Origin of the sequence: Nostoc sp. DedQUE04, from assembly GCF_034530995.1 — a bacterium.
Lineage (GTDB): Bacteria > Cyanobacteriota > Cyanobacteriia > Cyanobacteriales > Nostocaceae > Nostoc.
Map to the genome: position 1 here is coordinate 1 of NZ_JAVRCA010000026.1, position 16423 is coordinate 16423.

Here is a 16423-nt window from a genome sequence, read left to right on the forward strand (position 1 = left end):
GACAAATGACAAATGACAAATGACAAATGACAAATGACAAATGACAAATGACAAAAATCTTACTAGTTGAAGATGATGAATTATTTCGCCTTGGTTTGCGGATGCGGTTGCAACAAGAAACCAGTTTGGAGATTGTCGCAGAAGCAGAAGATGGGGAACAAGCTGTAGAATTAGCCAATCACTATCCTCTGGATTTGGTCTTGCTGGATATAGGTTTACCAGGGATTGGCGGGATTGAGGCTTGTCGCCAAATCAAGCAGAAGCACCCAAATTTACCAATTCTCGTTTTAACGTCTCGTTCTGAAAAACCCCTGATTTCGCGGTTAATTGCCGCCGGAGCGCAAGGTTACTGCCTTAAAGGTATTCCGGCTGAGTCTTTGATATTAGCAGTGCGCTCGGTTGCTGCGGGCGCTTCTTGGTGGGATCAAACGGCAACAACTGAAATTAGAGCCGCTTTTGAGGGCAATTCGATAGCGGTGCAGTCTGCAAAAACTGAGGAATCTTTAGAAAATCCTTTAACGAAGCGGGAGCAAGAAATTTTGGCACTGGTAGCAGCTGGCAAAAGCAATCAAGAAATTGCTGAAATTCTCTACATTGCCCCTGGTACAGTGCGGGTTCATGTCCATGCTATTTTACAAAAACTAGAAGTACGCGATCGCACTCAAGCCGCAGTCTTAGCTATTCAAAAAGGATTGGTAGCACCAGAATTGTTGATTAATTAGATTTATTGGGCATTTGTCATTTGTCATTGGTCATTGGGCATTGGGCATTGGGCATTGGGCATTGGTATTAATTAATCTCCCCTACCTCCCCTGCTCCCCCTGCTTCCCCTGCTTCCCCTGCTTCCCCTGCTCCCCTGCTCCCCTGCTCCCTAATCCCTTTTCCGATTTTGAAAATTGCGATGAGATATCAGGTTGCTGCTCTATGGGAATTTCGATTGCAAACTCCGCTCCTTTGCCCACAGATGAGTTACAGCTTATATTTCCTCGATGTTTTTGGACGATAATTTGATAGCTAATGGATAATCCTAGTCCACTACCTTTGCCCACAGGTTTTGTGGTAAAAAATGGATCAAATAAACGCGATCGCAACGACTCTTCAATACCAAGACCATTATCAGCGATCGCAATTTTGACTAGGTTCAAGTCTGTTACCTCTGTATGAATCCAAATTTGGGGAGGAGAAGATTGATTCCCTATTCCCCATGCTTCATTTCCCATTGCTTCATCTGGAAATTGATTACCTGCTCCCCACTTTCCGTTCTCTACTCCCTCCTCTATTGCATCAATAGCATTATTCAACAAATGCATAAATACTTGATTTAGTTCACTTGCATAACAAGTGACTAGGGGCAAGTTACCATAATCTTTCACTACAACAATTGCCGGACGATTGGCTGTTTCCCTGAGCCGATGTTGTAACATCACTAAAGTGTTTTCGATGTCTTCATGGATATTGACTCGTTTCATCTCTGCTTCATCATGCCGAGAAAAATGTTGTAGCGCCAGTACAATTTCCTGAATGCGATCGGAGCCTCTATACATTGCACCTATCAGATTTTGCAGATCCTTAATGATAAAATTCAAGTCTATATCTTTGGCTATCTGCTGAATTTTTGGTGTGGGTTTGGGATATTCTTGCTGATAGACTTCAATCATTTTCACTAGGTCTTCCACATATTGACCAGCATATTGGAGATTTCCATAAATAAAACTGATCGGGTTATTAATCTCATGAGCTAGTCCAGCTACTAACTGTCCCAGCGCCACCATCTTTTCGTTCTGAATTTGTTGAACTTGAGAGGCTTTCAAGTTGTCAAGAGCCTGTTGGAGTAAAAAGTTTTGTTCTTGCAGTTTAACTTGGAGCAAGCGTAAATTAATCTGATTTTCAATTCGCAATACCACTTCTGCACCATGAAAAGGTTTGGCAATATAATCTACACCACCAACATCAAATGCCTTTACCTTATCGACAACATCATCCAGAGCGCTAATAAAAATTACTGGGACTTCACTAGTTTTATCGTCAGCTTTTAGTTGTTGACAAACTTGGTAGCCATCCATACCTGGCATATTGATATCCAGCAAAATCACATCGGGCAAAACCATTTGACATGCAGTCAGTGCCATTTTACCGTTTAAGGCTTTGCGAACTTCAAAACCTTGTGCAGTCAACATCGCTGATAAAAGCCGCAGATTATCTGGGGTATCATCGACCACCAAAATATTTCTTTTCTGATGGTTAGTTTGATTAAAATGCATTATTGATCAAAGTTACGCGTATAATTATTGAGGATAGTAAATCCTTGTTTGAAATCACCCTAAAATTTGTTGACCGATTTCACCGAAATATTTATATTTATAGTTTAACTCTCACGTGGCTGGAGAGTTTTGCAGATTATCGAAGCTATTAGCCACTTATCACCTTTGGCAACACGATGAATTGTTGTCACGATTGTAATAAATAGCACTCACAGATTATCTAGCCAAGGATCGAAATGAAATTTTTTCCAGGTGCTACTTGATAGCTACCATTGAGGTGCTGAAGCGAGCAACTCAACAGCCAGTCGTTGTTCTACGGGTTTAGAAAATAAATATCCTTGAGCAAAATTACAGTTTAAACTTCTCAATTGGGCTAACTGTTCTTGTGTTTCGACGCCTTCAGCGATCGCACTCATCCCCATTGAGTTGGCAATGCCAATCATTGCTGGTACTAACCCCATATTCTCTTTATTCTCCTGCATCCGCTTGACGAAAGATTTATCAATTTTGAGTGCATTCAAAGGGAAGCTATGCAGGTAACTTAAAGAGGAATATCCTGTACCAAAGTCATCCATAATCAACTTAATTTTTCGCTGCTTTAGTTGTTCAAGAATTCCTTTGATTGCATCAGTATTTTCCATAATTACACTTTCGGTAATTTCTAATTCTAAATATGCGGGGTTTATTTGATTTTCATAAATTATTCGGTCAATTTGCTCTACCAAATTTGGCTGTAAAAATAACCTTGCACTCAAATTGACGCTTATAGTTAGAGGTTCTGGTGTGACTGGATTATGTTGCCAGATGCTTAATTGATGACAAGCTGACTGTAATACCCAAGTATTGATCGCATTAATTAAACCCGTTTCTTCGGCCACAGGAATAAATTCTATAGGAGAAACCAAACCACGGATCGGATGTTGCCAGCGTACCAAGGCTTCAAATCCAGAAATTCTACCTGTAACCAGGGAAATAATTGGCTGATAGTAAACGAGGAATTCTCGCCTTTCCACAGCCCTCCGCAGGTCATTTTCTAACTCTAAAAGCTGAATAGCTTCCTGATGCATCGCTGGATTAAAAACGTGATAGTTGGCTCTTCCTTGAGCCTTAGCCCGATACATTGCCGTATCAGCATCTCGCAGCAAATACTCTGGGCGATCGTAATCTTTATTGCCCCAACTAATGCCAATACTGGCATTCATAAATACTTCATATCTTGACAGTTGAAAAGCAAGTGATAACTGTTGCAAAATCCTTTCTGCAACTTGGATTGCTATATTGACATCTGTGATATTTTCTAGGAGAATTCCAAATTCGTCCCCGCCCAATCGTGCTAAAGTATCAACAGGTATGATACATCCTTGTAAGCGGTGAGCAATGGCTATCAGCAATTCATCTCCTACCAGATGACCAAGAGAATCATTAACAACTTTGAAGCGATCGCAGTCCAAAAAAAGTACTGCAAATTGATAACTAGATTCTTGTTTGGCCCGATTTAGAGCATTTTCTAGTCGCCTAATAAACAAAACTCGGTTTGATAATCCAGTCAGGGAATCATGCAGTGCTATATCTAGCAGTTGACTTTGCAATTTCTGGCGGGAATCGATTTCTTGTTGAAGTTTTTGGAGAGTTTTTTCTAGCTCTCCAGTCCGTTGTTTTACCCGATCTTCAAGCTCAACATTTAGTTTCAGTATTTCTAATCGCGCCGATCTCAATGCCAGTTGATTTTGCACGCGCACTAAAACTTCTTGAAACTCAAAAGGTTTGGTGATGTAGTCTACACCACCCACTTTAAAGGCTTTAACTTTGTCAAAAACATCATCTAAAGCGCTAATAAAAATTACTGGAATATCGGCTGTTAAATCCCAAGCTTTAAAGGTCTGGCAAATTTCATACCCATCTACTTCTGGCATCATGATATCGAGTAGAATCAAATCAGGTAATAATGTTTGAGTCGCTGTCAGTGCCATTTGCCAGTTCAAAGCTTTACGAACGTTATACCCTTCCCTTGTCAATATGGAGGATAAAACCCGGAGGTTATCCGCCATATCATCAACGATCAAAATATCTTTTTTATTAGGGTCTAAATGCTCGTAATTCATTCTAAGTTTGTTGTAGTCAATTCCATGATTTTCTCAAACTGGTAGTTATTTGCTAAATCCCTGAGAACTTGGAAAACTTGAGCATTATCTGATGGAATTTCTTTGAGTAACTCTAAAATCAGTTCATCGCTACAGCTAGCTGCGGCATAGTGAATCTGTTGGAGCCACTCAGGTGACATTTGTGATAAATGACCCAGGAGTTCGGCAACACTTACAAAAATCTGTGTACCTCGATCGGCAACTACTGTGTTTGTGGTTTCTACTTGATTGGTATATTTTAAACCCAGATGTTTGCTCAGTTTTTCCAATAATACTTCCTGTTTGAATGGCTTGCGAATAAAATCATCACAGCCAATGGACAAAATTTTCTGGCGTTCTTCCTCAAAGGCGCTAGCAGTTAGGGCAATAATGATTGTATTGGTATTGGAGCGATCTGGCATTGTTCTAGAGAAGTCGTCAGGAGGAGCCAAGGCTGTTGGCATCCGCGATCGCCAAGTGGACGCACCAGAAGCATCATTTTCAATCGCACCAGCTGTTTCGGGTGTAGAAGATTTGCATACAACTTTCAGAACCTCACCCTCGCCGGAATCGGTTAACTCCTCTGCAAGGTACTGGCTCCCCGATGATACCAGTTGTTTCAATTTTGGAAACCTCCGCGACGTATTGGCTGTTCCATGCCCGATTTCTCTAGCTTTAATAATTCTTGTGGCTTCGTAACCGTCCATAACTGGCATTCGCATATCCATAAAAATCAGGTGTGGTTGCCAAGATTCCCAATTAGCGATCGCTTCACTACCATCTGTAGCTTCATTAACTTCAAAGCCAAGAGATGTGAGAATTTTAACTAGCAATATACGACTTTCTTTGGAATCGTCAACTACTAGGATACGGTATACTTTTTCACTAGGTGCTAAAGCTCTAATTTGTGATTTTATTTGGTCGATCGGGATTTCTCTGGGGCAAGTTAGAGCAATCTGAACATCAAAGGCAAATGTACTACCGACACCAGGCATCGTGCTGACAGTAATATCTCCTCCCATCAGTTGCACGTATTTACGGCTAATCGCTAAACCCAGTCCCGTCCCTTGTTGGAATTTTCTGCCGATTTCAGTTTGCTCAAAAGCCTCAAACAGCAAGTCAAGTTCTTGTGGGGCAATACCACAGCCAGTATCTTGTACCTCGAAGATGAGGGATTGGGGATTAGGAATTGGGGATTGGGCTGAAGAAGCAGACGGGTAGGAAGCATGAGGTAAGGGTGAAAACGAAAAATTCAATTTTTCCTCGCTCTCTCTAGTCCCCAGTCCCCAGTCCCCAGCCCCCAGTCCCCAATCCCCAGCCCCTAGTCTCACCCGTAGCGTCACACTCCCTTTCTCGGTAAATTTAATCGCATTTCCCAAGAGGTTGAGCAATACTTGACACAATTTATTTTCGTCAGTTTCTATGTATTTAGGAATATCTGGCGCATATTCAAACAGTAATTCTAAATTTTTAGATGCAGCACGCAAGTGCAACATCTCTTCTAAATTCTTCAACAAATGAATTAAGTCAAAGCTGCTGGAATTTAAAGTGATTTTGCCAGCTTCGATTTTAGACATTTCGAGAATGTCATTAATCAATTTGAGTAGATGTTCGCCAGCACGATTAATTATTGCCAAGTTTTCTTGATGTTCGCTAGATAGCGAATAATCTCGACTCATGACTTGGGTAAAACCAAGAATGGCATTGAGTGGGGTACGCAGTTCGTGGCTCATGTTAGCCAGGAATTCACTTTTGGCGAGGTTGGCGGCAGCACTTCGCGCGGCTTCTCGAACGGCTGCTTGTTGTTCCTGTGCAGCGATTTTTTGCGATTGAATCAGTTCTTCTTGGGTGGTTTGCAGTTGCTCAATAACTTGCTGGAACTCTTGGGTACGTTTTTTTACTTGAGCCTCTAAGGTGCGATTGTATTCTGCTAATAACTTTTCTGTTTGTTTGCGTTGGGTGATATCAAAAAATGTGGCGATCGCAAAAGCCACGTTCCCTGATTCATCATAAATTGGCTTTCCTAAAACCTCAATGCAAGTAATATTGCCACAATAGCGAATTTCCATATCATCAACCCTGATGCTTTCCCCAAGCAATGCTCTCAAAATCGGCAAGCGATCGCTGGGGTAAAGTCGATCTGTCCCGGCAAGGTAAGCTTGATATATCTCTGGCAATTCTTCGACTGTGACTTCTGCGATCGCTCCTTGACCGAGAATTTGCTGCCCAATCTGATTTGTATAATAAGGTTTACCTTCAGCATCGATGATAAATACACCGACCGGTATGGCTTCTAAAAATTGAGTTAGCTGACTCTGATTATGAGATAGTGCCTCATTTAAAACTTGCATTTGGGCATTCTTTGCTTCTAAAGCACTAAAGGATGCTTGGAGTTGCTTTGCCATAGTTTCAAATGATTTAGCTAGTTCTCCCAGTTCATCGGAACGCTGAATGTTTGGTGTTTCCTCCCATTCACCTTCAGCAATTTTCTTTGCCGTTCTGTTTAATTGTGAAATCGGTTTAATTATCCAACGAGCAGTCAAAATCCCAATTCTTGTAGCCACTAAAAAAGCAACTATGCACAGCAAAATAGTGATGCGGGTGTTGGCATTAATTTGCTCCATAAATTCGCCTTCGGGAATCACCGCCACGATTAGCCAATCTAAACCCAGTTCGTCCCTCCAGCTTTTTACCTGTACAAAATAACGCATTCCATCGGCGGTAAAACTTAGCTGTTGCTTCCCCACAATCAACTTCAGACTACCAAAGCGTTCGATCAAAGACTGTGTAGTGAGTTTAATTAAAGGATTTTGACTATCTAATGCTGATAGACGTTTTCCTTTACCATTAACGATCCGGTATGGTGGCTCGCTAGTAGAAGAAGCTACTATATACCCAGAACGCTCTAAAATAAAAGTTTTACCCGACTCTTTGATTTTTAACTTAGCTAAAAACTTGCTAATTTGTGATAAGAGCAAATCAACACTAATCACCCCAACAAATTTGCGATTTTTATCGTAAACAGGATAGCTGGAAGATATGGATAAAACTTCTGGTTTATCTTCCCATGGATAAATTTGACTCCAAACTCGTTTGCTTCTCTTAACTGGATCTGTATACCAAGCTTCTAGGCGAGGATCGTAATTTTTGACTTGCTGTAAATGGCGGCGATTTCCTTGCTTGTCTGTAGGATAAACATAGAGTTTGCCTACACCATGCTTGGCGCTAACTTCATTAATTAAGAGCTGGCCATTATCTAGACGCTCAACACCAATAAACTCACCTTTGAAATTGGCAAAGCTGTTGTAGCCAACATTGAAAACCTGCATTTGTTTCCAAAAGTAATTGCCGGTGGTTTGAAAGTCCGAAAGGTTGAGCAAACCTAGCTCAATCGCATCTAAGTTGATTTGATTGATTTGCTTTGGAGTTGTTAAATAGCGATCGAGATGCTGTTCAATGCGATCGCAGATTTCATTTTCTAATTGATTAGCAAGCTCACTTACCGCTTTTTGCCCGTTTTGATACGAAAGATAGCCCACAAGTCCCACCGCACCACAAATTTGCAAGATAAAGGGCACAATCAGAACATATCTCAGGGGCATCTTGGCATAAACTTTGCCAACTAAGCGATTAAATGATTTGACGGGCTGAAGTTTGGATAACATTGTAGTTTTATTCTTCCCCAGCATCTACTAGGTGCATTTTGCCGTGCTAGCTACATTCTATATAAGTATAATTACGGCAGACATCGCTCTTTATGAAAATTTTATATTTTTAGTATAAAATCGTACGAAATACTTATAATTGTTTGACTGGCTAACTTCCTCCAACGCCTAATTTTCAAACTTTGCACAGGAGTAGTCCACTATAGAAATCGTCTATGTGGATACGCCATCGCACTTGAATTTGCTCAATTTTATCTGGCAATTATTTCCACAAATTTTCTCAGATGAACTGAAATTTAACCAATAAGCTCCAGTATGCCATTCTAAAATTCAGGTCGCCATTAGCACCCAATCCTAAATTTAATTTTTAATTGCTGATGTGTTGATTTTCTGGTCTGGAAACCTCTGGATTTGCACAAGAACTTATATTTAATTACAGCAATTTTAGAATTGTTATGCAAATACACAGCAGAAACAAAAAAAAATAGAAAAAATTTACTTTGTATTTTTTATATTGACAAAATGTTAATTTTCTTATATATCAATTTCGACTCGATCGCCAATTTGTAAAATTTTTTCGGCTGATGATGGCGGCAGTTGAGTATTGATACTCAATCGATAAAAGTGATTAAAAGGCGATGAAGCAACCCAATTTGGCAAAGTTGCTTGTCGCTGGGTTGTAAAGATTTTTTGAAAGTTTGGGTAAGCTTCCCCTAAATAAGAATTGCGTGTTGGGACTATACAACGCTGACATGGGTTAACGCCAAAAAAGTCTACATCTCCCACTCGAAAAGAGACTAAATCACCTTGTTCGCTAAATAGCCGATCTTCCCAAAATGCTGGTACACCACCAATCTCGATGTTGGCACGCATCCGACGGCGCATTTCATCTACACTTAAACCAGGAAACCAAGAAGCTACCTCTGCCAATGTGGCCGTACTAATTACCGTTGGGCCAAGTGAGTGTGTATCGTCAGGAAAACCCATCAAAGAGTTTTGTCTTAATGTGACAGCAAACTCAAAATAATCACTCAAAGTTGCTTCTAATGCTTGCCGTTCCTCATCCAGATGAAAAATCTGTTGTAAGTTGCGATCGGGAATTTGCAACGAGATAGTTCTATTTAAGAGTGCAAATTGTGCCCTTATTAAATGGATTTTAGCATGACGCTTACCATTGACAAATCTACCTTGTTCGTCAAAAAGGGCAAACTCGCGGTCATACTGTAGTGCGCCACTGGCAAGAACTCTAGCGTTCTCAACTTCAACACCATCCAGTGATTTAACTGGATACAGTAAAATCTTAGCTAGGTAAGGCGTCACGTCGCTTCGCTCCGAATTCAAAATTCAAAATTCAAAATTCAAAATTCACGCATTCAAACATTTTAGACACCCGTCAAAAGAGGCAGGGGAGCAGGGAGCAGGGAGCAGGGAGCAAGGGGGAGGATTGGACGGAGCTTGATACTCCGACCAATCAAGAACGTCCTTTATGACGGGGCTTGATACCCATGTTCCGCTTTGCTTCACGGCTTCGGGGCAGGGGGAGCAATCCCTGCCCCCTGCCCCTTTGCCCCTTTCCCTCTTCGGTCATAGAAATATTTGGATTTGAGATTTGGCGAAAAGTCGCAGTATCTCGCAAAGAGCGAACTGAACTTTTCAACACGGATTTTGGATTTTAGATTGGTGATTTAGTAGTCCCCAATCTAAAATCTAAAATTCTTTTGTTAATGAGCTATTTGAGCAATATTGTTTGTTAATTTATGGATATACTGGCGATTTATCGATTCCGCCAACATGATTTAAAGGCCAGAAGCGAACTACAGCACGTCCAATGATATTCTGGCGAGGGACAACACCCCAGCAGCGGCTATCATAACTACTGTTACGATTATCACCCAGTACTAAATATGAATCGGTTGGTATAGTCTGGGGTTTGGCCAAAAAAGGTGGCTGTGGCCCTGATTGGCAAACATCAATAACTGTAGTCTGCCCAGAACTGAGGTAATTAGATTCTGGCAGAGGTTTGTCGTTGATATAGACTTTGCCATCCTTAAGTTGTATTTTCTCTCCAGGTAAGCCAATTATACGTTTAATAAAAGCATCTTGATATTGTTCTTTTTGTAGCTCTTTCGTAGGTGAAAATACTACTATATCTCCCCGCTGTGGGTCAGCAAATTTATACTTCAACTTATCGACAATAATTTTGTCTGCCTCCCACTGGTTTGGCGTACCATGCAGAGTTGGTTCCATTGAGCCAGAAGGAATCCAGCGTGCTTCAGCAACAAAGGTACGAATTCCCAGAGCTAGAACGATGCTCAATACAATTGTTCTACCTAGCTCTGCGATCCAGGAATTATCGGGTTGTTGACTAGAGTTGTTATCAGACACTTGATTATGCATGAAATTACTTAACTTAACGAAAGACGTAGGTAATTAACTCGCCTAGTGAGACTTTATCTGTTAATCTTAACGGGAAAATTTTAATTTCCTAATTATGTTTGCATCTTGACTACCAATTTGAGATTGTGGATTGGGAAGGAGATAGGAGGCAGGGGGCAGGGGGCAGGGGGCAGGAGTAGGTTTCAATTTAGATGAGGCTTCTATATAAGACAGACGCTTTCGCGTTCAACCTTATCTAATTGCAGTCCACCAAATCGGAGATTTTGTGGCGGAATTAAACTCCTGCTGCCTCTCTTGTTAAAAATAAACTTTTTTTTAAGGTGCGGCAAAAATTGGTTACTCCGATCGCGAATAAGTTTAACCTAAAAGCATGGTTCTCTGTAATACATAGCTCGCTGTTTAAACTTGGTTATCCCTATGTCATCGCCAAAAATGTTACTGATTCGCCAAGCTCGCATAATCTTACCCGATGGTGAACTGATGGTTGGGGATGTGTTGACGCGCGATCGCCAAATAGTCGAAGTTGCGCCAGAAATCTCCCAAACAGCACTAGCCACTGAAATTGACGCAGAAGGCTTAACTTTGTTGCCAGGAGTTATCGATCCGCAGGTGCATTTCCGGGAACCTGGACTAGAACACAAGGAAGATTTATTCACCGCTAGTTGTGCCTGTGCTAAAGGGGGAGTCACTTCTTTTTTAGAAATGCCCAATACGCGCCCCCTAACTACGACACAACAGGCTTTAGACGACAAGCTAGAACGGGCCTCACACAAATCCTTAGTTAATTATGGCTTTTTTATTGGGGCAACAGCAGAGAGTTTACCAGATTTGCTCTTAGCAAAGCCAACACCGGGAATTAAGATTTTCATGGGGTCGATGCATGGTCAGTTGCTAGTTGATGGCGAAACAGCATTGGAGGCGATATTTGCCAAAGGCGATCGCCCCTGGTTATGATGCCGATTTGGTGCTTGTAGATTTAAACACATACCGTCCAGTCCAGCGCGAAGAACTTTTAACCAAATGCCATTGGAGTCCTTTTGAAGGCTGGAACCTCACCGGCTGGGCTAAAACCACCATTGTCGGCGGTGAAATAGTTTATGACAAAGGCCAGGTAAATACGCAAGTGCGGGGTCAAGCTTTAACTTTCTTGTAGCAAATATTTATTTAACTTTACTGAAACCTTGAATTTACAGCAACTACATAAGATATATTCCTCCCCAACCTTCATGCCAGATTGTGCAGGTGGGGTATTTCTATAACTCAGAACGTAGAATTTTGCTGTATTTCTAAGTGTTTCAAGTTAAACGATCGCAAAGACGCGATAAATCGCCGTCTCTACGAAAGATTGACTATTGTAGAGACGGCGATTCATCGCGTCTCTTGCCTTAACCGAACAGTATTGCGCAAGGCGGAGCCTCTACGACGGCATTCCCAGTCTTCGACTGGGAACGAGATAATATTTAAAAGCTGGTTTTGAGGCTGGCTTTCACGTTAAGTTGACACCAATACTACGCATACCCGTTTTACAGATAAGCAAGCTATAGGTAGTGTCTCGTAGAGAAGGGAATTCGTTAAAAAAAAACTTAGGTATTCTTCCAGTCGGATAAATCGGATAAGTCGGATAAGAGTAAACAAGCTAATGGAATTGTATTGTGGTTCATCTCACGATCCTTGTCCACAAAAAAATAATCAAAGAGAATTACTATGGCCTTCAAAATTTTGGCTTTAGACGGTGGCGGTATTCGTGGAATTGTTGCAGCACGAATACTTCAACAAGTAGAACAAGAAATTAGAAATCAGGGAAAAGGAGAGTTTTTACACGAATATTTTGACATGGTTGCTGGTACTTCTACTGGTTCGATATTAGCAGGAGGGATTGCTACCGGAAAGGAAAGTGATGAACTTATTAAAATGTATAAAAATAGAGGTAAAGATATATTCCCTCTGGAAATAAAAGAGCGCTACAAAAACTTTCCGTCCATCATCAAATCAATTATTGATGTATTTTCCCCATCTAAATATTCTCATGATGGAATTACTAGCGTACTCAAAGATGCTTATAAATCTACAAGAATCAAGGATATCGAAAAACCCATTCTTTTGATTCTTGCTTACGATACGCTATATCGCAACACCACCTTTTTTACAAATTGTCATCCCGATTTAGGAGACAGATGGTACGATGACTGTTATTTATGGGAAATATGTACCGCTTCTGCCTCAGCACCTACTTTTTTTCCACCATATAAATTAGAACCTGTAGATAAACAAAAATTTGGTGACTGGGAATTCCCCCACATTGATGGAGGAGTTTCTGCTAATAACCCTGCTCTGGCAGCTTTGAGTTTAGCGATGAGGATTAGCCAGTCTTCAGTATCTCCAGAAATCAAGCAACAATATAAACTAAATAATCTGCGATTAGAAGATATTTCTATCCTTTCTATTGGCACAGGTCAAACTGGTCAACCATATCAATATAAGCAAATAAGCAAATGGAGAGGTTTAGACTGGATCAAAAATCTTACTAACATATTCATGGAACCTACATCTGAGATTGATAGTACGATTTGCCGACAAATTATGGGTGGATATGAGTCTAAACGTTACTTACGTCTTCAGTTTGACTTAAATGAAACATTTAAACCCAAACCAAAAGAGACTTATAAAGATCCTCGCATTGTCTTACCTCCAGAAGAGCGGAAAAATAAATTTACAGGGGAAAAAGTCACTGAAGAAATAGATAATACTAATTCCGTGATTCTTCAGCAGTTAATAGATACTACTTCTGCATTCATTGAGGAAGGTCTTACGTACTATACCAGAGACGATTCCGGTTCTCCAATAAAAAAGGCGATCGCGTCTTTTATTAAAGATAACTAGCGAACTGTGTCATTATTTACAACTGTCTACAATTGGTTGGGGTTTGAATACCCATCCAATTGATTTTTACATGCCGTTCAAGACTTTTTCTGGCTGGTTGCATCAGCTTAGATAGTCAAGGAGCGATGCCTACGGTGGTCACTGAGCCTTGCCGAAGTGCGGTAAACTACGCACGTCACATATAACAATAACTGCCTTCTTTGATAAATTCTCGAAATTGTATTTAATTTACTAATTAAAATTTGCTTTTCTGATAAAGTTTAGTCAAGTCAAGCTTTACCTCTTCTTTGTACTACTCCTATCACATCGTAATAATACCTAAGTTTTTTAATTAATAATTAACAGGAGAAGATATAAAAAATCTTTTAGTAACAAAATAGAATGTGTAATCAAATACATTTTTCTCAGCCCTGTTTTGTGTTGTTGCCGCAGTATTTCCCGAATGTTTTCCATGAGAACTGAGGCAGAGAAAATAATATGTTTTTAGACATTTTAGCTAGCCTACAACGGTTATTTGTTGGTTATATTCCAGCCGCTGTCTTGGGTAGTTTTATCGGATATTTCATCGGCAGAAATAGCATGGTTTATCAGCTATTTCGGCTGATATTCCAGATACCTCATAGTATCCCTCCTATCGCTTTGCTACCTATTGCTCTCATCGCTTTTCAAGAGAGCGACTCGGCTGCTATTGTAGTAGTTTTTGTGGGAACTCTTTGGACAATGATTATTAACACAGCAATAGGGATGCGGCATTTCAAGAGACAGAATAATAACTTTCGAGTAGCTATTTTTCATATATTTCATGCCTTGAAAGTTAGCATTTGGGTAGCCTGGTTTATCGTTATTGCCACAGAAATGTTAACAGGCCCAAGAGGACTTGGCTTTACCCTCTGGGATGCTTATAAAGCTGGCAATACTGATTATATAATCCAGGAAATATTATACATCGGCATCATTGGCTTTTTGCTGGATCAGTTACTAGATTTCGCAGCCTATATTCTCTCGCAAATGGTTTCAGATGGAAAAAAATCTTCTTAAACTTTATCGAGCAGAATTCAGGAGTCATACCATTTTAGATTTTGGATTTTAGATTTTGGATTGGAAATTGCCTTGTGCGTCTGGCTTGGTGTGAATCCATCTGTCGCAATCATTTTTCAAAATGGTGTCAGGAGTCAGAATGAATTGTGTACGAGTGGCAGGTAGCGCAGCGTAATACCATTTCACGAAAAATCTGATACAGATGTAACCTCTGAAAGCTTTGCTGCATCTAAATTTCTCAATTGCGAATTGCGTTAGCGAGGAACGAGCGTCATTGCGAATTGCGAATTGGTATAAAGCCTAGCCTTCTCTTCTCCCAAAGGTAGACGCTACGCGCAGCTTTTTGTAGAGAGCGTTTTGATTCAGAATTCTGAATTCTGAATTCTTCTTTATCTAGGCTTGCGGATTGCACCCTGCCAGCTAATAGTTTGCTTGGCAGAACGTATTCCTAAAGAACGAGTTGCTACGACTTCAATATCAACGTTGACACCAGGGCGTAAAGCGTCGTCAGGAATTTTGAGCTTGCCCAAAGCTAGAGTAAAACGGTTGTAGTCACGAGTCACAAGTTCTGTGGGAATATCCCCTTCAAATTCAGTTTTGTAGCCAGAAAAACCGTGCAAGCTATCCTGGGCGCGGAATTTCACGCGAAATTGAGTATTAATAGCATCAGACTTGGCTGCCAAATCAACTATTTTTAAGTTGAGATTTTGTCCGGCATCGGCAAACTCTGCCACAGCTAACCGGGTGACATCTTTTTTGGGAATGGCATGGTTAACAGTAAATGTTGTTAAGTTAGCCTCACTTTTGCTGTTACCTTCAACCCATAATTCCTCAGAAAAAGTAATTTCTACTTGTTTGTTATCAGTTAAATTTAGTGTTACGGCTTGATTGCCAAAGCTGGTAATGGGTTGTCTTTCTTGCCAAACTATTTGAAAAGCCTCTTCTAGACGCTGTTCAAACTCTCGATAATCATCGGCGATCGCAGAACCAGGCGCAAGTAAAGAAGCCGCCCCTATGCGTTGATTCCACTTATTCTTCGAGAGTTTGAACTGTTTATTTAGCAGTTCCGACATTGCTAGCCGCACAGTTGGAGTATCAGCTGCCAAAGGTTCCTTGCTATTGACAATACTCAAAGTTCCTAAGCGTCCTTGGCTACCATCGCTACCATCACTGCCATCTCGCCCATCGCTACCATCGCTACATCGATAAACCTTTTCAGTACACTTATAATCAGGACTACCAGGAGTTCCCTGGCAGGTTTTTACTTCCCATCTTCGTCTGTGACAGTTACAGCCTTCCGTACCCCTACCACCTCTACCACCGCGCCCGCCTTCGCCACTAGTTGCCCGAACAGAAATATTCCGTAAGTCTGCTAAATTGCTGTAATACACTGTCAAAGAACCACCATTTCCCCCATCTCCTCCTTTGCCACCATTACCGCCACTACCACCATCTGGTGCGTTTATATCATGGCTGACGCGATCGCCGCGTTGGGAACCACAGTCAGGTTGATAACCATCTTCCCCGTCTTCCCCGTCTTCACCATCTTTACCCGACAAGTCAAGATTTACAGGTGAACCATTGACAAAAATATTTTGGTTTTCACCGCTGCTACCATCTCTACCCGATCGCCCATCGGTTCCGGCGCGTCCATCTCTGCCATAATTTCTAGCTATTTTATAGTATTCATCAGAGGCAACGGCTGGACATAAAACTGAACCAGAGGCAGGCAAAAAGCTAGTAAATAAGCAGAATGTCAGCAGTAGTGGCAGTTTACTCCTAAAACCATTGTGCATCTATTTACACCTAAAACTTTAGTTGAATTATCTACTCCTGACGCTGAGTTTCAACAATTTGCTCCCTCTTGTCCAGTGAGATCGTGTTTGGTTAAAGACTTATCATTAAGACCGCTCTAGGGGCAGAGGAGCAGAGGGGCAGAGGGGAATTGTCCCAAAGCGATCGCCCATAAGAGTAACTAGCAACTTGGGTTAATAGTGATTTTTTTCTGACTCTATTGGTTAGAACATGGTAGCCACTGGGTCAGTTTACGCCAAAGACTCAC

The 16423-nt window shown here is 41.0% G+C and carries 9 protein-coding genes and 1 pseudogene; 4 read left to right on the forward strand and 6 right to left on the reverse strand.

The genetic code is table 11. The features are described 5' to 3' along the window. Positions 1-47 precede the first annotated feature (47 nt). On the forward strand, positions 48-722 hold the full coding sequence (locus tag RM049_RS18855; protein ID WP_322686180.1) for a response regulator transcription factor: 675 nt from the start codon (positions 48-50) through the stop codon (positions 720-722). An 81-nt stretch (positions 723-803) separates the two neighbouring features. On the opposite strand, the gene RM049_RS18860 is transcribed toward RM049_RS18855, so the two are convergent. From RM049_RS18860 to lepB, 5 genes are all read right to left on the reverse strand, one after another. Further along, on the reverse strand, positions 804-2261 hold the full coding sequence (locus tag RM049_RS18860) for a response regulator (protein ID WP_322705246.1): 1458 nt from the start codon (positions 2259-2261) through the stop codon (positions 804-806). A gap of 266 nt (positions 2262-2527) precedes the next feature. Continuing rightward, positions 2528-4363, reverse strand: a complete 1836-nt coding sequence (locus RM049_RS18865; protein WP_322686182.1) for an EAL domain-containing protein — start codon at positions 4361-4363, stop codon at positions 2528-2530. Next, positions 4360-8046: an ATP-binding protein gene (locus tag RM049_RS18870; protein WP_322705247.1), complete on the reverse strand. Its 3687-nt coding sequence runs from the start codon at positions 8044-8046 to the stop codon at positions 4360-4362. Before RM049_RS18870 ends, RM049_RS18865 begins: the two co-directional genes overlap by 4 nt. A gap of 534 nt (positions 8047-8580) precedes the next feature. Next, a complete protein-coding gene (locus RM049_RS18875; RefSeq protein ID WP_322705248.1) occupies positions 8581-9366 on the reverse strand; it encodes an MOSC domain-containing protein in 786 nt (261 codons plus the stop codon). A 435-nt stretch (positions 9367-9801) separates the two neighbouring features. Then, the gene (gene lepB / locus RM049_RS18880; protein WP_322671642.1) at positions 9802-10443 is read right to left on the reverse strand and encodes a signal peptidase I; all 642 of its coding nucleotides are present in this window, start codon (positions 10441-10443) and stop codon (positions 9802-9804) included. A 417-nt stretch (positions 10444-10860) separates the two neighbouring features. Here lepB and RM049_RS18885 point away from each other — a divergent pair. The 3 genes and pseudogenes from RM049_RS18885 to RM049_RS18895 all read left to right on the forward strand — a co-directional run bounded on the left by RM049_RS18885 (position 10861) and on the right by RM049_RS18895 (position 14361). Continuing rightward, positions 10861-11596, forward strand: a pseudogene (locus tag RM049_RS18885) (amidohydrolase family protein). A gap of 551 nt (positions 11597-12147) precedes the next feature. Continuing rightward, complete coding sequence (locus tag RM049_RS18890) at positions 12148-13323, forward strand: patatin-like phospholipase family protein (protein WP_322705249.1); 1176 nt, start codon at positions 12148-12150, stop codon at positions 13321-13323. A 477-nt stretch (positions 13324-13800) separates the two neighbouring features. After that, a complete protein-coding gene (locus tag RM049_RS18895) occupies positions 13801-14361 on the forward strand; it encodes a nitrate transporter (protein WP_322705250.1) in 561 nt (186 codons plus the stop codon). Between the two features lie 389 nt (positions 14362-14750). Here the strand turns inward: RM049_RS18895 and RM049_RS18900 are convergent, their stop codons facing one another. Next, entirely contained in the window at positions 14751-16157 is a 1407-nt protein-coding gene (locus RM049_RS18900; RefSeq protein WP_322705251.1) for a collagen-like protein, read from the reverse strand. Positions 16158-16423 lie beyond the last annotated feature (266 nt).